This is a genomic window from Pseudoalteromonas sp. SG44-17, from assembly GCF_014164235.1.
GTDB lineage: Bacteria > Pseudomonadota > Gammaproteobacteria > Enterobacterales > Alteromonadaceae > Pseudoalteromonas > Pseudoalteromonas rhizosphaerae.
In genome coordinates this window covers 102,824-123,855 of sequence record NZ_JACJEV010000008.1, presented here as the reverse complement: position 1 = coordinate 123,855, position 21,032 = coordinate 102,824, and the positions used below count along the sequence as shown (strand labels likewise).

The window sequence follows — 21,032 nt, the reverse complement described above, 5'->3', positions numbered from 1 at the left end:
GGGCTTTTTAAAATCATGAATCTTGTCAGATCAGCTAAATAACCTTTCTAACCACCCTTTATCTAAATCGTCTTCACAACGTTTAAGCTGAGCCGCATAGCGACTTGCACGATTTTTTACTTTATTAGCCACTGCCATTAACCACTTTTTATTTTTATAGGTGCCGCGTTTATAACCGCCCCAGCCTTCGTGGTAATTTAGGTATTGCGCGTAGGCATCCCATTTCGAGATGCCATTAACTTTATGAGTCTTATAAACAAACCAGCCCATAAAGTCGATAGCGTCATCAAAATCATCGCGATCGGCGCCGCTATTACCCGTTTCACGAATATAATCAGACCAGGTGGGAGTTTTTGCTTGTGAGTAGCCGTAAGCTGAACTTGCTCGCCCTGTGGGAATGACCCACAAAAAGTATTCCATTGGCGGTGCAGCATCGTGTTTAAAGGAGCTTTCTTGATACATCATGCTCATTAGTACATGCTTAGGTGAGCCCCATTTTTCTTGGGCATCTTTTGCGTCATAGTACCAATCGCTTTTTTCTTCAAAAATTTTACATATATCATTAGGTTGCTTTGGAGGGGCTGTTGCGCAACCAGTTAACAGAGCCCCCAGCGATAAAATAATTAAACTATTTTTCATTTTTTTTGTTGCTCGCTGAACTTTTTATAAAAATATAAGTCATATTTTATGAATGCGCAGTTTAGCATTGTTTATCCCTGAAGAATCTTTACGCAGCCAACTTGGGCTGCGTTTTTTTGCCTGCTTACTTAGCTACAAACTTACTTAGTGGCAAAATAATCATCTAAAAATGCATTAAATGTTTGATTATCAGCGGCTTTCAACTCGCGTTCAGCAATAACTGACTGATCTGCTTGTTGTTTTAAATAGCTGTCTGAATACACTTTATATGGCGTATCTTGATGTTGTTGCTGGTAACTTTTTGCCAACGATAAGGCAAAATAACCATTATCAATACCAGACCCTTTCAGTTGACTAACGTAGCGCCCTGAGTATGTTAATTCAGGATCTGCTATCCATTGGCTTAATCGAGTAATCGTTTCGCTGTAATAGCTAACGCCGTAAGCATTATCCATATAGGCTGCAACTTGTTGTAACTGTGCGAAGATCTCTGCTCCCCACGTTGCTAGACTGCATGAATTACCAGAGCGGTTTAACATCACTTCTAAAGCGCGACCTTGGCTTACAACCGTATCTAAATTTTCGGTGCTACGCTGTTGCGAATCCCAATCCATTGTTGGAGAATCTTTCAATAAGCAATAAGTCAGAAAAACATCTAGGAAATGAATTTGCTCAATATCAATTCCCGTTGCTGCAAATGGATTTACATCTAGAGCTCGGATTTCAATATACTCAATACCGCCACGTAACAGTGCGTCGGTCGGTGTTTCGCCACTTTTAGCATTGCGCTTAGGACGAATTGGCGAATAAAATTCGTTTTCAATCTGCAATACATTTTTATTCAATTGTTTAGGCTGGGCATCTTTATAATCAGCAAGCTGACCATAAATATCTGACGGTGAATGAATCGCACTTTTTAATCCTGCTACATATTCATCTAGTGAGTTATACAGTACTTTTAGTGATGACTGAGCACTGTTGGTATAACCCAAATTACCTAAGCGCAAAGCTGTACCCACTTCAAGATAAAGCGTACCTTTACCTAATTTTTTAAAAGGAAGATCCGTACTGCGCCCTTGTAAAAATGAATTACACAGCGCTGGCGATGCTCCAAATAAATAACTGATCAGCCATAGTTCTCGCTTGAAGTTACGGATCAGTCCTAAATAACCGGCCGAAATAAACTCTTGTAATGAGCCAGTATCGCCTTTAATCGTTTGTAAGCTCAGCCAAAATGACTCTGGAAACGATATATTAAAGTGAACACCGGCAATCGCTTGCATCATGCTGCCATAACGATTTTTAAGACCTTCGCGGTACAAGGTTTTCATGCGTCCAATATTAGAATCACCAAATTGAGCTAATACAATGTCATCTTGGTGTTCTATAAAACACGGCATACTGATAGGCCATAATAATTCATCGCCCATCTGCGATAGGGTAAACTTTTGTAAGTCTTGTAGCTGATTTAACGTTTCTTCAGCAGATTCACTAACGGGTGTTATAAACTCCAGTAAAGACTCAGAAAAATCAGTGGTGATATGCCCGTTAGTTAACGCACAACCAACCCCTTTTGGATGACCTTGATGTGAAATTACACCATTTGGCTTGATCCGCAACGCTTCTCTTTCAATACCGCGTTGAATGCCTTTAATTGCGTATTTATGCTGTTCTGGGGCTAGCGCTGCTAACGCTTTAGTTAAATCATGTGTAGTCAAAAATGCTTCCTCGAGCCACGTGGCCTAATCCTAAGTCAATGGGGGCAAATTGATAATACTCAAGGTTTAATAATGGCATAACTCTAATTTCCACTATTTACCAAGAAGGTCACCGTATGTTTGTAAAGCAAACTTGCTGCGGGCCGTTAAGCTAACACCCAAATTTTTACTAATCTTGCCATTGTAAGAGCTAATATACAATTGCTTTAATGACACCACTGTTATGCGAGATGCTGACTAATTAATTGTTTACTATCTGCAATCCATCTCTGAGACTTACCGACTTATCAAACTAGAACCATAATATCTATGTATATATTCAGCAATTACACGATTACGAATACAGCTTTTACAAGTTTCTTTGTTCTAGATCACTAAAAAGTTATTTAAGATCAATTTTGCACCTGTGAACACTGAACCTGCTATCATTACGTTTGTATGAACTTTATAATCATCACTAATAATAAAGCATGTTTAAGGACTACCTATGCGTCGGGGTCAGCAGTTAATAAACGAAGAAGTCACCTTTTCAGATCACCAGCAGCTCGTCTCTACTACAGATGTACGTGGAGTGATAACCTATGCGAATAAAGAATTTTGCAATATCGCTGGCTTCAACCTTGAAGAACTCATTGGCAAAAATCATAATATTGTTCGCCACCCAGATATGCCCAAAGCGGCATTTAAAGAAATGTGGGAAAAACTTAAACAAGGCCATTCATGGCGCGGGATGGTAAAGAATCGCTGCAAGGATGGCCGCTATTATTGGGTTGATGCATTTGTTACTCCTATTTTTGAACATGGTCAACTCGTTGGCTATCAATCAGTACGAACAAAACCGAGCGAACAACTAAAACGACGAGCACAAAGCCTATACACTAAAATAAATGCCGGTAAATCGTTGTCTTCTTGGCGTGAATGGGTCGGTGTTCGCCAAAGTGCAGCCCTACTTATTGGCTTAATTGGTTTAGTACTATTAGCAGCTTTTGTATCTATTTCTGTTGCACTGATAACCGCGCTATTTAGTTTACTAATTATGCTATTAAATTATGATGAATTAGTTTTCACACCAGCAGCACTGAAACGGCTCAAGGTAGATAATGATTCTGTATCCCGCTATGTCTATGTCGGCCATTATCCATTTAGTATTAGTGAATATAACCAGCAAATGCTTAATGCTAAATTACGTACCGTATTAGGACGAGTAAAAGATACGACTGTCACGTTTACCGGTATTGCGGCTAATCTAGACCAACAATCAGCATTAACTGAAAAAGGCATTGCCGCACAAGGACAACGCCTTGGCCAAATGGCCACCGCAATGTCACAAATGAGCGCAACCATAGGTGAAATATCGGGCAACACTCATCATACCGCTGAAAAAGTAAATATTACTTACCAAAGCTGCACTGATATAAAACTACACATTGCAGACAATAGTGCCATGGTGTCTGATCTTGCTTTACAAGTTGAACAAGCGGCAAGTACCGCAAATTCCCTTGCAACCGAGGCGGATAAAATAGGTCAAGTAATGACTGAAATCGAAGGCATTGCAGAGCAAACCAATTTGCTGGCATTAAATGCTGCAATTGAAGCCGCGCGTGCTGGTGAACATGGCCGAGGCTTTGCGGTAGTTGCCGATGAAGTGCGTGCATTATCTTCTCGTACTCAACGTGCTACTGCACAAATTCATAGCTCTATTAAAGAAATTCAAGATACCCTGTTTAGCTGGTCCACGGTCATGAAAAACACCAAGGCGCAAGCCGATGAATGTGTAAATACCACCGGACATACCCAAGTTGAACTGGATAGCATCTTCGCGCAAATAAGTGAAATATCGCAACTAGCGACACAAATATCTGCTGCCGCCGAGCAACAACAAACTGTCAGCCTCGATATTAGCGACAACATTACACAAATAAAAGGTTACAGTGACGAGAACTTAACGTTGAGCTTTAATGTCGCTAAAGGTGCTGCACAGCTTGTCGAAGGCTCACGTAAAGTTAACGATATTTTACTGACTTTTAAGGTTTAATTAAGCGCGGCTAAATGATAGGGGTTTATCTTTAATATTTACTTTATAACTTTTTATTCGCAGCGAGTTTAAGGCCAGCATATTCACTGGCCTTAAAACTCAGTTAATCAGTTAGCGTGATGAGAACACTAAACCATTTTCGTCAGCATCAATTACTATCATGTCACCACTTTGATATTCACCTGCGAGTAACTTCTGCGATAATGGGTTTTCAATGGTATGTTGAATAGCCCGTTTGAGTGGTCGTGCACCATAAACCGGGTCAAAACCACTGGCTGCAATTCGATCAAGAGCTGCATCACTTATTTGTAACAAGTAACCCATTCCTGTTAGGCGCTCACGTAACTTGCTTAACTGAATATCTGCAATCTCTTTGATATGTTCATTAGCAAGTGGGTGGAATACTACGGTTTCATCAATACGGTTAATAAATTCAGGTCTAAACTCATTAACCAAAACCCCCATCACTTTTTCTTTTAACGCTGCATAATCGTTGTTACCGGTTTGATCTTGAATAATATCTGAGCCTAAATTTGAGGTCATGATGATCACCGTATTTTTAAAATCAACAGTACGACCTTGGCCATCCGTTAAACGACCATCATCTAACACTTGCAGCAGAATATTAAATACATCAGGATGTGCCTTTTCGATTTCATCAAGCAAAATTACAGAATATGGACGACGACGAACAGCTTCTGTTAAGTAGCCACCTTCTTCATAACCAACATAGCCCGGAGGCGCGCCAACTAAGCGAGCAACTGAGTGCTTTTCCATAAACTCAGACATATCAATTCGCACCATCGCGCTTTCAGTATCAAACATATATCCAGCTAACGCTTTAGTCAGCTCAGTTTTACCGACCCCGGTTGGGCCTAAAAATAAAAACGAACCGATTGGCCTATTTGGATCTGCAAGCCCTGCCCGTGAACGACGAATCGCATTCGCCACTGCCACTACCGCTTCGTCTTGACCGATCACTTTATGGTGTAAATGTTCTTCCATTTGCAGCAGTTTTTCACGCTCACCTTGAAGCATGCGCGATACAGGAATACCAGTCCAACGTGAAAGTATCTCAGCAATTTCATCTTCACCCACTTGGTTTTTAAGTAAGCTCATTTCTTGCATTTCAGCTTGTGAAGCTAAGTCGAGTTTACGTTCCAATTCTGGAATGCGGCCGTATTGCAGCTCTGACATACGTTGTAGATCAGTGGCACGGCGGGCAACATCTAAGTCTAATCGCGCTTGTTCAAGTTCAGCCTTAATTACTTGAGTACCTTGCAAAGAGGCTTTCTCAGCTGTCCATACTTCATCAAGTTCACGGTACTGGGCTTCAAGATCGGTGATCAGCTCCTGCATCTCAGAACGACGCTTTTGGCTGGCGTCATCTTTCTCTTTAGCAAGTGCATTATCTTCGAGTTTTAGCTGGATGATACGGCGCTCTAATTTATCTAATGATTCTGGTTTTGAATCGATTTGTAGGCGAATAGACGAACCCGCTTCATCAATTAAATCAATGGCTTTATCCGGTAGCTGGCGATCGCTAATGTAGCGGTGCGATAAATGCGCTGCGGCAACAATGGCTGGATCGGTAATTTCAACACAGTGATGTAACTCGTAACGCTCTTTCAAGCCTCGAAGAATCGCTATGGTATCTTCTACTGATGGTTCTTCAACAAGCACCTTTTGAAAACGACGTTCTAAAGCGGCATCTTTTTCAATATATTTACGATACTCATCAAGGGTTGTAGCACCGACACAATGCAGTTCACCTCGAGCCAATGCAGGTTTGAGCATATTACCCGCATCCATTGCACCATCAGATTTACCGGCGCCCACCATAGTATGAATTTCGTCAATAAACAAAATCACTTGGCCTTCTTCTTTAGCCAATTCATTAAGCACTGACTTTAAACGTTCTTCAAACTCACCACGGTATTTTGCACCGGCCACCAAGGCTCCTAAATCAAGCGATAACACACGTTTGTTTTTCAAGCCTTCAGGCACTTCGCCATTTATAATACGCTGCGCGAGCCCTTCAGCTATAGCGGTTTTACCGACACCGGGTTCGCCAATCAACACGGGGTTATTTTTAGTACGCCGTTGTAATACTTGAATGGTGCGGCGAATTTCATCATCGCGGCCAATAACAGGATCAAGTTTACCTTGCTCTGCACGCTCAGTTAAATCGATAGTAAACTTTTTCAGCGCTTGACGGGTATCTTCAGCATTCGGATCATCAACTTTTTGACCACCGCGAATAGCTTGTATTGCTGCTTCTATTTTAGTGCTGGTCATATTTAAAGCGCGAAAGATATCACCCAATGGCCCTTTATCATCACACGCTGCTAATACAAATAACTCACTGGAGATGTATTTATCTTTACGCTTTTGCGCGTACTTATCGCATAAGTTGATCAGTGAAACCATGTTATTTGACAACTGCACGTCGCCGCCAACACCTTCCACTTTAAATAGCTTTTCTATCTCTTGTGATAACTTGGTATTAAGTTCATCGGCACTCACACTGGCTTGGGCTAATAACGCACGCACACTTGAGCCACTTTGCTGCAAGAGTGAATACATTAAATGTACTGGTTCAATAAATTGATGATCACGACCAAGCGCTAATGACTGAGCGTCAGAGAGCGCAGATTGAAATTTACTGGTAAATCGATCTAAACGCATAAGGGGTTACCTATTAAAAAAACTAATTACTTAATTAATGGGTATGCTCGGCACTTTGATCAAGGCTTAGGAGAAAATATACTCACTGAATAGACTATTACTTGCGCCAGATCAAAGAAGCCATACGGCCTGTTTGACCATCTCGACGGTATGAGAAGAATTGTTCGCTATTGCTAACTGTACAGTACTCACCACCACTAATATTTCTTATGCCTAGATTAATAAGCTGTGTGGTTGCGAGCAGATAAATATCCGCTAAATATTTACCATCCGCCTGCGCCACAAATGCAGTGTGATGAGATGCTGATTGTTCACAGAAAAGCGCTTTTACTTCACTGCCAACCTCAAACTTTGCAGCACCTATGGCAGGACCTAACCACGCTATAATTTGTTCTGCAGGGCTGCTAAAGTGACGCAAAGTATTAGCGATAATACCCGCATGCAAACCGCGCCAGCCACCATGAATAGCAGCCACCTCATCACCACTTTCACTGGTAAGTAAAACCGGCAAGCAATCTGCTGTCATAATTGCCAGTGGTTGATTTTTTAATCGGGTATACAGCGCATCCGCATCATAATTAGCCTGTGGGTCAAAATACTCATCCACAACAACGACTTCACTGCTATGGATCTGATTAAGCCACACCGGTGCTTTAGGAAGCTGAGCAGCTAAAAGTGCGCGATTCGTCAATACCGCTTGCTGATCATCGCCCACATGTAGGCCTAAGTTTAAACTCATAAAAGGCGCATGCGATACACCGCCCTGACGAGTTGTACTGAGAGCACCTACATTGGTTGGCGCTGTCCAATTAGGATAAAGCATTAAAGCAGCTTAAAAATCGATATTTGGATTAGCTTTGGTGTCTTCACGAAGTACGTGCGTCATGGCAACCATGTCATCAGGAATTGGCGCCTGCCAAGTCATCATTTCACCCGTAATTGGGTGTGCGATACTTAGCTTTACCGCGTGCAATGCTTGACGATTAAATTCACGTAACATTTGGAACAATTCCGGTGTTGCGCCTTTTGGTGGACGTGGACGACCGCCATAGGCTTTATCACCAATCAATGGATGATTAATAAATGCCATATGCACACGAATTTGGTGAGTTCGGCCAGTTTCTAAACGAAGACGTAATCGCGTATGCGCACGGAATTTTTCAGCAACACGAAAATGCGTAATTGCTGGTTTACCCTGCTCATGCACAGCCATGTGTGTACGCTGCGTAGGATGGCGACCAATTGGTTTTTCAACCATACCACCTGCGGTCATGGTGCCATTACAAATTGCTTCATACTCACGCGTGAAGTTTTCACGCTTCTGTAATGCTTTAACTAAATGTGTTTGCGCCTGAATTGTTTTAGCTACCACCATCAAACCGGTAGTATCTTTATCTAGACGATGCACAATACCTGCGCGCGGAACATTAATGATATCTGGATAATGATGCAACAATGCATTGAGCACTGTGCCATCAGGATTACCGGCACCAGGGTGCACAACTAAACCCATAGGTTTGTTGATAACCAAAATATCATCATCTTCATAAACGATGTTTAATTTGATATCTTGCGCTAAGTATTCACGTGGGGCTTCAATGCTAGTTTCAACATTGACTGTTTCACCACCAAAGAGTTTCTCTCTCGGGGTGTTTAAAATTTCACCATCCACGGTGATTTTATCATCCAAAATCCACGTTTTTATACGTGAACGTGAATAATCAGGGAACAATTGTGCCAATACTTGGTCTAGACGTTTACCGCCTAACTCAGTTGGCACCTCGGCTTGAAGAGAAATTTGCTCTGACATTAGTAACTTTACCCAATTTACCAGTGCAAGCTGTGCTCGACTGGGTTAGAATCGCTTTTAATAAAAGCATTATATAATAAGCATAGTTTACTCGGTTTTACCCACTTGGCCTAGCCGAAGACATCGAAGGTAACAAATAAAATGATAAATAGAATAGGGAAACGTGCATTCGCCATTGTTTTTACAGTTTCATTACTTGGTTTAGGTGCCTGTTCGTCAGCACCTGATGCAGAAGATATCCAACGCGTTCCTAATAAATCAGCGCAAGCGTTGTATGATGATGCCAAACAAACACTTGATTCAGGCTTGTACGCGCGTGCAATTGAGCTTTTGAGTGCGATTGATTCACGCTATCCGTTTGGGCCTATGTCAAAACAAGTACAAATGGATTTAGTCTACGCCCATTACCAAGCGGGTAATACTGAACAAGCGCTTGCAACAATTGACCGTTTTATTCGCTTAAATCCAAACCACAAAGATTTAGACTATATGTACTACATGCGTGGTTTAGTAAATATTAAAGCCGATAAAAACGCATTCCAAGAGTATTTTGGTGTTGATAGAGCCGACCGTGATGCTAATCGTACCCGTGTTGCCTTTACTGATTTATCAACCTTAGTCAATCGCTTCCCTAATAGTAGCTATGCCCCTGAAGCAAAAAGACGTTTAGTTTGGTTACTCAACAAAATGGCACGTTACGAGTTGAAAGTTGCTGATTACTACTATGAACGTGAAGCTTACTTAGCAGCAGCAAATCGCGGTAAATACGTCGTAGAGCATTATTCTCAAAGTAGTTATTTAAATGAAGCACTGGAAATGATGGAAAAAAGCTACAACAAGCTTGGTTTACCAGAATTAAGTAAACACGCCAAAATGACCCGAGAGTTAAATAAAAAGAAATAAATTAACATATACAAAAAAGGCGCTACTGATTGTTTATAAGTAGCGCCTTTTTTATGTCTGACTTTTAATCTCAGATAATAAATTAGATCGCGTCTTCATCTTCTTCAGCAGTACGAATACGAACTACACGCTCAACGTCAGTGACGAAAATCTTACCATCGCCAATTTTACCTGTTTGTGCTGTTTTAACGATCACTTCAATAGCACGGTCAACATCGTCATCACCAAGGACAATATCAAGCTTTACTTTTGGTAAAAAATCAACCATGTATTCAGCGCCACGATAAAGCTCAGTATGTCCTTTTTGACGGCCAAAACCTTTCACTTCACTGACGGTCATGCCAGTAATACCGACATCAGACAACGCTTCACGAACATCATCAAGTTTAAATGGTTTAATTATTGCTTCAATTTTCTTCATTATTAGTCGCTACTCTTATATTGCCAATTGAATCGATTTTAGACAATCCTGCACTTCATAGCAAACAAAGCAATTGAATTACGGTGATTTAATCGTCAGCAATGGTATGATTATATCAATTGGAACAATTATGTTTAAAATAAGTTCTTCAAAGTGCGCTGATTTACTCAGCGCACTCCAGTACCAGAGGTGAACATGAACAAACAACAACATGGCTTTACATTACTTGAGGTGATGGTCACCCTTGCGATAGTCGGAATTTTAGCCTCAATCGCTTTTTGGAATAGTAGCGACATGCTTGAAAATAACCGAGCTGAAAATTATTTGCTGGAGTTAAAACGTAACATCAACTTTGCTCGCGCAAAAGCCACGAGTACCGATTCATTGATCGTTGTGTGCAGTGGTAATACAACCAGAATAGAAAATGACAAAAAAGTGACCTGCTTAGATAGTTGGAATGACGGCTCTATAATCGTCTTTTATGATAGTAATAGTAATGGCGATCATAACCCACGCAGAGGAGACCGAATTCTCAGAGTTATGGAAGAAGTCCCTGACAATAATCAATTAACATTTTCAGGTGATAATTCATTGATATTTGATGCAAGTGGTCGTATTACCTCTAACCCAGGCACATTCATCTACTGTCCAAATAAAGATAACAAAAACAATAAAGCACTGACAATCAGCCAATCTGGTACGGCATTTTATAACGGAGATACGAGCGGCACCTGTGATTAAATTTCGCTCTATATTTGCATCTGATTTAGGGTCAACTAAGCTTAATCTACTTGTCATAATTGAGAACTTCAAGGATGAAGGATATAAACAACGGAGCAAAGCGACTAGGAACCACGTTGATTGAAACTATGGTAGTGTTAAGCATTATGTCAATAATGTGCCACTTAGTTTTATTTAATTATCAGCCATTACTCATAAATATCCGCCTTGACAACCATATCGCAAAAGTAAATCGAGCTATTGGCTTATCCCGTTTAAGCGCAGTATCTTATGGCGCAAACGTAACATTTTGCGCCCTTAAAAATAATCAATGCCATAGCGATAATTGGCACAAAGAACTTACTGTGTTTACTGATACTAACAAGGTGGGTAAATTTGATGGTAAAGATAAGGTTCTATTTTACATTGAACCAACACACTCTGAAGATATGCTCACCTACCCTAGGCCATTTATTACTTTTCGATATAACGGCACACCCATGGGCTTTCATAACGGTACATTTATATATTGTCCTAAGTATAAACAAGCAAGCCACAAAGGGCTTGCTATATCTATAAGCTATACTGGCAGAACGAAGATTAAAAATACCTCAAAATGCCAAGAGTAACCAAAAATAAAGCCATTACAAACTATTTACCCCAGCACATTGCAGAATTCGCTTTCGGTGTTGCGGTTTTTAGTCCTGCATCATCAATAACAAAGGTCTTACAGTCATCATCTTTTAATGGAGGACCAGCAACTGGAGTTGCTGTAAAGCTAAATGTCCCTGCATCGTTATCGACTTCAACCTCAATAGTATAAAAACCATGCTCAGTTGGTGTCGTTACACCAATATTTGCTAAATCATTTGTATATTCTCGATTATCAACAAAGAACTGCTCTTGCCGATTAGCCGCATCAAGTAATGACGTGATTGCTTCTGTGCGAGCAGTCCGTTTAACATGTTCAAAATAGCTTGGTAGAGCAATTGAGGCAATAATGCCTAATATTGCTACAGTGATCATGAGCTCAATTAATGTAAACCCTCGCTGCATGTTATTTTTGGTTGTCATTATTCTCTCGCTTATAGATAAAGGTTTGTTGAGTTTTAAAACCAAAGCCAATGGGCACCGCATCACTCACAAGCTTAATTTTGCCATCTTCATCAAACGTAATGCCTGGCCCTAGGATCTCTTTTGGTATAAATGGGTTTTTCGCACTAAATTCATCTTCAGTCGCTTTAGTTTGCTTTACTCCTGGTCCTAGTAATAAAAACTGGCTTTGTTCATTACATGCTTTACCATCACTGTCGCAAACTTCTGAGGTGCCAAAATAAAGTTGCGGTGTATCTGGTACATCATTGCTCGTGACATAACGCAATTGGTTATATACCTTGCTTCCGTAGTGCAAGTGAAATGCATATAAACCGCCACTTCCTCCACTTAAAGAACATTGGTTAATCGTGGCATCTGCTGAAGCTGGTGTGAAACTTGTAAAATAAGCAACTCCTCCAACTACAGTTGCAGCTGCGAGCGACTTTTCACCACTGCGAGGAAGATCATAATACCAACCGCTTTTTTTACTAAGCTTCACTTCCTCTTCTGTAAACTGCTCAATATCATCTAGCGCATTTGCAAAAGGATCACTATTTACATTCATTAAATCACTAGGCGTAATAGTCTCAGGAATGTCATCTCCTATAAATGACATGGTCACAGTATTAATATCACGGATCATATACAATTGATCTTGTACCGTTGTTAGTGTTGGCTTTGGTCTATTACCACTACCAATTAATATTGCGTCAAATGGGGTATCCTCGCGGATTATACTTGTTTGATTATTGCTTGTGGTACTGGTTACCTTGCTAAACATTGTACGTGCTACGGTCGCCTTATAAAAAAAGCGCCTATCTTGACTAGAAATTGCTCCCCCCAATTTAGCAAGTTCGAAATGGGTCCAAGGGTTTTTACTGTCGGTCGGGTTTGCACTTGGCATATCTACACGCCAAATACTACCCGCAGTATCTGTTGCATATAAGCGATCTATAAAACCGTCATAATCTGAATCAAGTATCGAAACTGTTGCTGCAATACTATGTTTTCCTTTAAAGCCTGTTTTAGGCGTTAATTCCCAAACCAAGCTACCGTCTGATGCATTGACGATATATATACCGCGCCCTTTCGTATCATTACTGAGTGATACATTGTCTTTATTAGTATCAAAACCAGCACCAAAAATTAACACTGGCTCTTTCTTTCCCTTAATATATGACACAGTTGGAGCAGACCAAGTTTGTGCTAACTCTTTATAAACTCCACTGCCACCTTGAATTGTCCACATTAATTTTGGTACATCTGGATTAGTAATATCTAATGCATAATATTGGTTACCACCACGTCGCATACCGAAGAATGCCCACACGCGATCACCAGCTTCAACAACACCATCACGATCAGCATCATCAAAAAATACAGTAATTGGGCCGTCAACACCGTACACTTTGGTGTCTGCTTGATTATTACGTAATGGAGTTAAAATTTTATATAAACTACTTGGAATAAATGACCATGTTTCGCTAACATCCTTACCTTTATCGTGGAACATATGCAGAAAACCAGCATTAGTACCAATCAATATGCGAATGTCACCACTACCATAATCAATCGTAACTGGCTTTGAGTGTAATGGATCACCAAATATATCTTTTCGTTGATCACGCCGAGAGCTATCTTTATCTTCATCATCAACATCTACCCCTCTAGCCCATTCAATAGTTGAACCAACACTATTGATATCTGTGCCAAAGCTAGTAGCAACCTTAGCAAGACTACCGAATGCGGTTTGCAACGTTGAGCTTTGAAACTCAATCAATCCTCCTTTAGGGGAATCTGTATAAACAGTTCGCTCTGCTAAATTGGTAAGGTGTAAATTGACACCACCACTTTCTACCGAATTACCATCAGGTGGAGTGTTCTCGGGTAACCAAAATGTCGATGCGGTTGACTTAATCAACCCATCGTCGTTCAGTGCAGGGGTCGAATTGGCATCAACTATTTCAGTTCCTGACACTTTTAATTTTTTCAAATTACCACGCCAGCGAGCGCCGGTTTCAGGGTAAAACATAGCGTAATATATAGATTCTCGACTACGAGTTTGATCAACATTATTACTAGCTATGGAAGGTGAAGTAAAAGTATCGTTTACTTCACGGATATTGGTAATGAATTTTTTAAATGCATCAGCTAATTGCTCTGCAGTATCTGCATATTCGTATTGACCACCACCGAGTGTAGCGGTTTCCTCTAGTAGTTTTTTACCAGAGCTACTCATCCCCGATCCAAAGCCCACGGTATATACACGGCCGGTTTCGTGAATATCGGGAGTTTGAGGATACAAATCAACAACGACCTCTTCGATGTTAGCCTTTTTATTCGCGTCTACACCATGAATTACTTTCGCTAACTGATGTAAGTAGTTACTGTAGATGTAATCATTATTATTTAAATAACGACCGAAATATGACTTATATGCTTCACTTATCGCACCGTCACTATTATTATCACTTCCAGCAGATGGATCACCGTCCGTCATATAAATTATATTTACTGAGTTATCACAGCGCTTAGCTTCCTCTACACTATCTGCAAAAGGTGAAATATACGTGTAACTAAAATTATCTACCCATACATTTTTACAAACCCAAACCCAATGCCGACCTTTACGCTCCCAGTCACACTCTTCTACTTGTTTTCTATCATTAACCTTATTTTCAACACTAGTATCCCGATTTGACTCACTAACTTGCTCGCCATAGTGCAAACCTTTCCCTGTTATATACAAATATGCTTCCCAAAGAGTTTCAGCTAATGGAGTACCACCATCGGCGGGTAGGTTATCTATTGATGCTTTTATAGCATTATGTGAGCTACCAATACCATTCAATATATAACCGCCATCAGTACTGTTATAGCGCATAAGCCCAAAATCGATGTCAGGGTTACCGGTGATCAACTCAGTCATAGCATCTTTAGCCACTCCAAGTCGACTGTCATTACATACCTTCCAGCCACCATTATTATATTGACCACAATCTTTACCTGTTTTGGATGAAAACGCCATACTGCCAGAGGTATCAAAAATCAATAAAACTCGCGCTCTTTCGTCTATTTCTACATTATGGTTTACATATAATTCAATATCTTCCGCATAGCATTGCATACTTAAAAGTACCGCGATACTAAGTGAAATATTCATAACTAACTTTTTAAACTTGATCATATTTACTCACTTAACCGCCAGTATTCAAGCTTGCCATTTCCTGAGCAATGCCTGATGTTACTGTTATAGTATGTCTACTTTTTGAGCCAAACGTAATGGTACTGTTTACCTGCACCATATTGCACGAAATGCCCGCTGTAAAATTAAACTTTCGAGGACATGGTAAGTCTAGTGCACCATTATTTAAATTACTCATCGTACTTGTTGTATCATCTATCTGAGGCAGTTCAAGCGTGCCATTTGGTATTTGAGCTCGAGTATATAGAAAATGACTTGTGCCGCCCTTGTTAGCCTCACCTGCAATCAATTGTTGTACGTTACCCATTAATAAATTTTCAGCTTCTTCTCGCTCAAATGCAGCATTAGTAATTTTTATATCTACACTACTACTGCTCATAAGTGTCACCGCAATGCCAGTGACAGCGACCACCATAATCAAAGCAACGACCAACACAATTCCTTGCTGTTTGGCAGCTGGTTTTAAATACGCCATAAGTTAGCCCCCACATTATTTAAGCGAATAGTTGTTGTAAATAAAGCTCGACGAAACCTGTCATTAAACCTAAGCACTCGTTGACCTGCATCCTCACCTAAAGTATACGTTTGATTGAGCTGATTTAAGTCTGCATATTCTTGTAATGACCGCACCAGTATAAAAACTTGTACGGTTAATATTCCTCGGCGGTTTTCCCAATCTGTTGCTGTCATCATTCCTACGCTTCGATAAGCATCCACACGGCCGTCATTATTTGTATCTAGCCCAAATAAAAAACGCATGTTTTCAACACCTTCCATAATAGTCTCAGTAATCATTTGGTCTTTTCTGGCGCTAAGTCGGCGTCGCATTAGTACCGGCACATTGATATTTTGTCCATTGACTTGATAAGTTTGTTCATCAATGTAATAAACGTGGTGACGATAACGCCAAATCGTTGCATTGCCGTTTATAGTCCCAGCAGCTATTGGACCTTTGCGAAATTCAGCTCGCTCTTGCTCAGCTATAAAGTAATAATTACTTGAACTGGTATCAGCAGGATCAATTTGCAGACCCTCTAGAAATTTCACCTGTAAGATATCTGTTGTATCGTTTGAATCTGTAATACAGTTCAACTGCGCGCCTCCAGTTGATTCAAGTGCAAATACCGAACGAAAATTACTATTTGCATTATTAACGGGGAAACTACCGTTATTAAGTCCAGAAAAACAATCACCAGTAGGGTTGGTTAGAGTTGTGGTATTTTCTTTCGAAAATGAATCTTCGTAGAATGTCCCCCAAAAACCGATTTGCTCTATATCGCGCTGCATAATATTTAATGCTAAACGACCCGTTTCTTGTAATTCACCAATTACCATAGTATCTCTGGTCGTTACTTTCATACTTATGTAAGTAAACATAACTCCGCCGAGCACTAAACCACCAATAAAAAGTGCGATCATCATTTCGACTAAAGTGAAACCTCGCTGCTTCATGCTAGCTCCTTGAATAAACATAGCTTTTTAGTACCATAACGCGGCGGGTATTACTTTCTTCGCCACATGTTATTTTTTTTGTCTCAGCATTAGCAGTGATCTCTTGACGTCCCCGCCAACTTACCACGACTTGAATATTAAACCCTCTGCCACCATTACCTGCCGCTACAGTATTTTCTATACACACAGTGGCGTCATCGAGCGCGCCAGTATTTTCACGGGCTTGTATGGCACGGATCCATTGTTGACGATCTAGAGCAGCTATTTGAGCTGAGCTACATGTATCGGTGTAACATGTTCGAGACTGTTCTAGTGCTGTGTTACTGGTGAATGTGCCATTATACTGAGTGATTGACGCAACTCGGTCATTTGCTCGTATCCGTTGAATAATGTCATTACCTAAAGCAACTGCTGCTGCTCGTTGCATAGAGTCGAAGCTGGCTTGTTTTGCTTTTGCTTGTAATGCGACCGCACCGAGTAGGCCAAAGCTTAAAATCACAAACGCAATTAAAACCTCTATTAACGTAAAACCATGTTGCGATGTATGCTTGATGGACCTCATATTACACCCAATATAAAAATACCTGATTATAAGGATATGCTAATAATATGTAGATACAAGATGGGTTAGGATGAACGGTTATATTTGTTGATGAATGGTTAACTATGCATTTTTGCTGCAAAATTTAATGTGCTTAAAGATGCTCTTTTACTGTTTTATAAGCGCGTCTACTTACTGGTAATAAACAACTGCAACCTTCTAATAAAACCACATGACTGCCATCTTCAGCTTTTTTTAGAGCGATTAGCCGGGACAGATTAATCACTATCTTGCGGTGAATTCGTAATAACTGTGTAGGATAATCCTGCTCGAGTTGTTTTAAGCTTTGATCAAGCAATGCCTCACCGTTAGTAAAAACTAAACGCGTGTATTTCTCTTCAGCTATAATATAACAAACATCCTCTAATGCCACACTGCGTGTCACCCCCGCAAGCTGATAACTGATTGCCGCTGGACGTTGCTTTTGTAGATGGGCGCGTGTTAAACGACCTAGTTGATCTATTGTTTTTGCTAGATTTTGCTCCGTCACAGGTTTTACTAAATAACCCGCGGCACTGAGTTGCAAAGCTTCTAAGGCATGCTCAGGATGAGCGGTGACGAAAATAATAGCCGGAGGGACAGACAACTTGTTCAATTGTGTTGCAACTTCTAAACCGCTCATAGCAGGCATATCAACATCCAGAAATACAATATCAGGAGCCTGCAGCTTCACTTGTTGCAAAGCCTCGTTGCCATTACTTGCTTGTGCTGCATGGTTATAGTCTGGGTAATGAGCAAGTAATCGCTGTAAGCGAGCACGTGCTAGTGGCTCATCATCAACTATGAGTACCTTCATGCTTGCTCCTTGGCATTATTAATAGCCAGGGGCAGTACTAACTTTACCCGAAAAATATCACCTCGTGTTGTCATTGTCAGCTTTGCATGACCTTGATAATAAAGATCTAACCGCTGGCGAATATTATTCAGTGCCATGCCATTTCCTGAGCGTTTTTGCTGCTGCGACGAGATTGGGTTTTCAACTAAAATGACTAACGAGCGTTTACTAATATGTAACTCGACGTAAATTATAGCGCCAGTCAATGAAGGCTCAACACCGTGACAAACAGCATTCTCTAGCAGTGGTTGTAATGTTAAGCACGGAATAGTTATCTCTGGCAATTGTTCCGGTAATTGCCAGTTAACTTGTAAACGATCAGCAAACCGCCAACTTTCAAGCGCAATATATTGCTGAGTCAGTGCGATTTCATCACTTAGTGCAGTCTCTTTCCCCACTCGCATTGCCGCTTGAGATAATGCCGCGAGCGCTAAAATCGCTTGCTCTGCAGCTTGAGGATCATAATGAGTAAGCTCCGCTGCGGTATTGAGGCTGTTGTATAAAAAATGCGGACGAATACGTGCCTGTAAGGCATCTAGCTCAGCGCGAGCCAACGCATTAGTTTGCTGGTCTTTTTCAAAATGAATAGTTAAAAATTGAATAAACAATGCGGTGACTAGAAAAGCGACTAATAAGTTTCTTAAAATAAACTGATAAGTATGTTGTTGTGCAATAAAGTCGCCTCCATAGGTCACTAACAATACGCTGAAAACCGCCGTTGTAAGTAGTAATGAAGCCATTAAAGCACTTAATTGCCAAGGCTGACCCAAGTTTGCAAGTGGTTTACGCAGTAAGTAAAGCCAAGTTAGACTAGACAAAAATGTGAGATGTAAAAACAGGCTGATCCCGCCGAGGCGGATCCAAATATCATCCGCAGTTGCAGGAGCGAAAGCTAGTATAGTGGCGATAACTTGCGCAACGACTAAAGTAGCAAGTACGCCGCGTTCTTTAAACAGCGCCGCAAAAAGCAAAGTATTGGTTTGCACCGACTTGCTCATTGCGCGCTCCTTAATAATGTCCTGTCAGTACGCTAAGGTTAGCGTAGCTCAACGGGTACAGCAAATACGATATTCTCTACTTCGCCTGGGTTTTCAATAACCTGTTTACCGCCTAATTCTTTAAGGCGGTTAATCACTTGTTGTACAAGCACTTCAGGGGCTGATGCACCCGCGGTAACACCAACCGCATTGACATTAGCAAACCATTGATCTTCAACATTACTGGCGTCATCAATTAAGTAAGCAACAGTACCCATTTTATCAGCAAGTTCACGTAACCGATTTGAATTTGAGCTATTTTTAGCACCAACAACTAATAACACATCTACTTTATCAGCTAAGTCACGTACCGCATCTTGGCGATTTTGTGTGGCGTAACAAATATCGTCTTTACGTGGGCCATCAATCGCTGGAAACTTACTTCTTAAGCCATCTATAACATCTGCGGTATCATCTACCGATAATGTAGTTTGGCTACAATAAAATAAGTTATTTGGATTTTTCACGTTTAGTTTGGCAACATCTTCAGGCGTTTCAACTAAATAAATACCACCTTTAGCGTTATCGTATTGCCCCATGGTGCCTTCAACTTCAGGGTGACCATGATGACCAATTAAAATACACTCGATACCTTTACGACTAGCGCGGGTCACTTCCATATGCACTTTAGTGACCAATGGACATGTTGCATCAAATACTTTTAAATCTCGACGCTTAGCTTCACTGCGTACAGCTTGTGACACGCCATGGGCACTAAAAATAACAATGCTGTCGTCTGGCACTTGATCCAATTCTTCAACAAACACCGCACCACGTCTTTTCAAACCATCTACCACGTAGCGGTTATGGACAACTTCATGGCGCACATAGATCGGTTTTTCAAAGATATCTAACGCACGTTCAACGATACTAATCGCACGGTCGACTCCCGCACAAAAACCGCGCGGATTTGCCAATAAAATTTCCATTACCCGTTCACCTCTAAAATATCAACTTCAAAAGTTAAACGTTGACCTGCAAGCGGATGATTAAAATCGATGGTCACAGACTCACCCTGCACTTCACGAACAACTCCTGGTAATTCGGTACCATCAGGTTGAGTAAACGCAATAATAGAGCCAATTTTTGCCGGCGTTTCTGGGCCAAACTTACTACGGTCTACATAGTAAATATTATCTGGGTTTGGTTGACCAAAAGCATCTTCTGGCTCAAGTTCAAATGACTTGCTGTCACCAGACGCTAAACCAAATAAGCATTTTTCAAAGTTAGCCGTTAGACTACCATCACCCATCGTTAATTTTGCAGGCTTATTATGCACTTTGGTTGAATCTGCCGCAGAACCATCCGATAGCTTAATTGAGAAATGAAAAATAACCTCTGATTTTTCACCTATAACTGCTTGGCTCATGCTTTTTGCTCCTTAGGACTTTCGCCAGTAAAGGCATCAAATAATAATAATGCGGCACCAATACAAATCGCACTGTCGGCAATATTGAACGCAGGGAAATTCCAGCTTTCATAATAAAAGTGTAGAAAGTCAATCACATAACCATGGCTGATACGGTCATATAAGTTGCCAATTGCGCCCGCTAATACTAACGAATAAGCACTGCATAAAATTTTATTAGTGGCAGGTAAACGTTTTAGCCACCAGATCAATAATACGCTGATTGAAATAGCGATAACGCTTAAAAACCAACGTTGCCAACCACCCGCTTCACTTAAAAAACTAAAAGCTGCGCCATAGTTATGCACATAGGTTAAATTGAAAAATGGCAATATATCAATTGATTCGCGTAAATTCATGGTTTTAACAACCAGTGTTTTACTGGCAAAGTCTGCTACTAAAAGTAGCAAACTTAACCAAAGCCACACTAAACCACTTTTTTGGGCTAGTTTGCTCACTTCCTAC

20 protein-coding genes are annotated in these 21,032 nt (G+C 40.7%); 4 read left to right on the top strand and 16 right to left on the bottom strand.

What is annotated here, in order from left to right; translation table 11 throughout:
* Nucleotides 1-30: 30 nt before the first annotated feature.
* Together H5182_RS08290 and gshA are read right to left on the bottom strand one after the other, a co-directional pair.
* Nucleotides 31-639, bottom strand: coding sequence for a hypothetical protein (locus H5182_RS08290; protein WP_145237206.1), 609 nt, complete (start codon nucleotides 637-639; stop codon nucleotides 31-33).
* 140 nt (nucleotides 640-779) lie between these two features.
* Entirely contained in the window at nucleotides 780-2,357 is a 1,578-nt protein-coding gene (gene gshA, locus H5182_RS08285; protein ID WP_182759872.1) for a glutamate--cysteine ligase, read from the bottom strand.
* A gap of 487 nt (nucleotides 2,358-2,844) precedes the next feature.
* Here gshA and H5182_RS08280 point away from each other — a divergent pair, with 487 nt between their 5' ends.
* A complete protein-coding gene (locus tag H5182_RS08280) occupies nucleotides 2,845-4,392 on the top strand; it encodes a PAS domain-containing methyl-accepting chemotaxis protein (RefSeq protein ID WP_182759871.1) in 1,548 nt (515 codons plus the stop codon).
* 111 nt (nucleotides 4,393-4,503) lie between these two features.
* Here H5182_RS08280 and clpB read toward each other — a convergent pair whose 3' ends face one another.
* The 3 genes from clpB to rluD form a co-directional block, all read right to left on the bottom strand.
* Nucleotides 4,504-7,080, bottom strand: a complete 2,577-nt coding sequence (clpB, locus tag H5182_RS08275) for an ATP-dependent chaperone ClpB (RefSeq protein ID WP_145237215.1) — start codon at nucleotides 7,078-7,080, stop codon at nucleotides 4,504-4,506.
* Between the two features lie 97 nt (nucleotides 7,081-7,177).
* The gene (gene pgeF / locus H5182_RS08270; protein ID WP_145237218.1) at nucleotides 7,178-7,903 is read right to left on the bottom strand and encodes a peptidoglycan editing factor PgeF; all 726 of its coding nucleotides are present in this window, start codon (nucleotides 7,901-7,903) and stop codon (nucleotides 7,178-7,180) included.
* A gap of 9 nt (nucleotides 7,904-7,912) precedes the next feature.
* The gene (gene rluD / locus H5182_RS08265; protein WP_145237221.1) at nucleotides 7,913-8,890 is read right to left on the bottom strand and encodes a 23S rRNA pseudouridine(1911/1915/1917) synthase RluD; all 978 of its coding nucleotides are present in this window, start codon (nucleotides 8,888-8,890) and stop codon (nucleotides 7,913-7,915) included.
* A 141-nt stretch (nucleotides 8,891-9,031) separates the two neighbouring features.
* Here rluD and H5182_RS08260 point away from each other — a divergent pair, with 141 nt between their 5' ends.
* Nucleotides 9,032-9,793, top strand: a complete 762-nt coding sequence (locus tag H5182_RS08260; RefSeq protein WP_182759870.1) for an outer membrane protein assembly factor BamD — start codon at nucleotides 9,032-9,034, stop codon at nucleotides 9,791-9,793.
* Between the two features lie 82 nt (nucleotides 9,794-9,875).
* Here H5182_RS08260 and glnB read toward each other — a convergent pair whose 3' ends face one another.
* Complete coding sequence (glnB, locus tag H5182_RS08255; RefSeq protein WP_145237227.1) at nucleotides 9,876-10,214, bottom strand: nitrogen regulatory protein P-II; 339 nt, start codon at nucleotides 10,212-10,214, stop codon at nucleotides 9,876-9,878.
* 195 nt (nucleotides 10,215-10,409) lie between these two features.
* Here glnB and H5182_RS08250 point away from each other — a divergent pair, with 195 nt between their 5' ends.
* On the top strand, nucleotides 10,410-10,955 hold the full coding sequence (locus H5182_RS08250; RefSeq protein ID WP_149980933.1) for a GspH/FimT family pseudopilin: 546 nt from the start codon (nucleotides 10,410-10,412) through the stop codon (nucleotides 10,953-10,955).
* A gap of 116 nt (nucleotides 10,956-11,071) precedes the next feature.
* Nucleotides 11,072-11,563, top strand: a complete 492-nt coding sequence (locus H5182_RS08245) for a GspH/FimT family pseudopilin (RefSeq protein ID WP_182731097.1) — start codon at nucleotides 11,072-11,074, stop codon at nucleotides 11,561-11,563.
* Between the two features lie 22 nt (nucleotides 11,564-11,585).
* On the opposite strand, the gene H5182_RS08240 is transcribed toward H5182_RS08245, so the two are convergent.
* From H5182_RS08240 to lspA, 10 genes are all read right to left on the bottom strand, one after another.
* Nucleotides 11,586-12,008 (bottom strand): type IV pilin protein, encoded by a 423-nt coding sequence (locus H5182_RS08240; RefSeq protein WP_145237238.1) that lies wholly within the window; start codon nucleotides 12,006-12,008, stop codon nucleotides 11,586-11,588.
* Nucleotides 11,992-15,216 carry a PilC/PilY family type IV pilus protein gene (locus H5182_RS08235; protein WP_182734405.1) on the bottom strand — a complete coding sequence of 1,075 codons (3,225 nt, stop codon included), beginning with the start codon at nucleotides 15,214-15,216 and terminating at the stop codon, nucleotides 11,992-11,994. Before H5182_RS08235 ends, H5182_RS08240 begins: the two co-directional genes overlap by 17 nt.
* Nucleotides 15,217-15,226: 10 nt before the next feature.
* Nucleotides 15,227-15,709 carry a pilus assembly protein PilX gene (locus H5182_RS08230; RefSeq protein WP_145237244.1) on the bottom strand — a complete coding sequence of 161 codons (483 nt, stop codon included), beginning with the start codon at nucleotides 15,707-15,709 and terminating at the stop codon, nucleotides 15,227-15,229.
* A complete protein-coding gene (locus H5182_RS08225) occupies nucleotides 15,697-16,686 on the bottom strand; it encodes a PilW family protein (protein ID WP_145237247.1) in 990 nt (329 codons plus the stop codon). Before H5182_RS08225 ends, H5182_RS08230 begins: the two co-directional genes overlap by 13 nt.
* Nucleotide 16,687: 1 nt before the next feature.
* Nucleotides 16,688-17,248 (bottom strand): type IV pilus modification protein PilV, encoded by a 561-nt coding sequence (pilV, locus tag H5182_RS08220; RefSeq protein ID WP_145237250.1) that lies wholly within the window; start codon nucleotides 17,246-17,248, stop codon nucleotides 16,688-16,690.
* A 133-nt stretch (nucleotides 17,249-17,381) separates the two neighbouring features.
* The gene (locus tag H5182_RS08215; protein WP_145237253.1) at nucleotides 17,382-18,083 is read right to left on the bottom strand and encodes a LytTR family DNA-binding domain-containing protein; all 702 of its coding nucleotides are present in this window, start codon (nucleotides 18,081-18,083) and stop codon (nucleotides 17,382-17,384) included.
* Entirely contained in the window at nucleotides 18,080-19,120 is a 1,041-nt protein-coding gene (locus H5182_RS08210) for a sensor histidine kinase (RefSeq protein ID WP_182759868.1), read from the bottom strand. The genes H5182_RS08215 and H5182_RS08210 overlap by 4 nt, the downstream gene beginning before the upstream one ends.
* Before the next feature lie 38 nt (nucleotides 19,121-19,158).
* The gene (gene ispH / locus H5182_RS08205; protein WP_149980806.1) at nucleotides 19,159-20,088 is read right to left on the bottom strand and encodes a 4-hydroxy-3-methylbut-2-enyl diphosphate reductase; all 930 of its coding nucleotides are present in this window, start codon (nucleotides 20,086-20,088) and stop codon (nucleotides 19,159-19,161) included.
* Nucleotides 20,088-20,528 carry an FKBP-type peptidyl-prolyl cis-trans isomerase gene (fkpB, locus tag H5182_RS08200; protein ID WP_145237262.1) on the bottom strand — a complete coding sequence of 147 codons (441 nt, stop codon included), beginning with the start codon at nucleotides 20,526-20,528 and terminating at the stop codon, nucleotides 20,088-20,090. Before fkpB ends, ispH begins: the two co-directional genes overlap by 1 nt.
* Nucleotides 20,525-21,025 (bottom strand): signal peptidase II, encoded by a 501-nt coding sequence (gene lspA, locus H5182_RS08195; RefSeq protein WP_145237265.1) that lies wholly within the window; start codon nucleotides 21,023-21,025, stop codon nucleotides 20,525-20,527. The genes fkpB and lspA overlap by 4 nt, the downstream gene beginning before the upstream one ends.
* Between the last annotated feature and the right edge of the window lie 7 nt (nucleotides 21,026-21,032).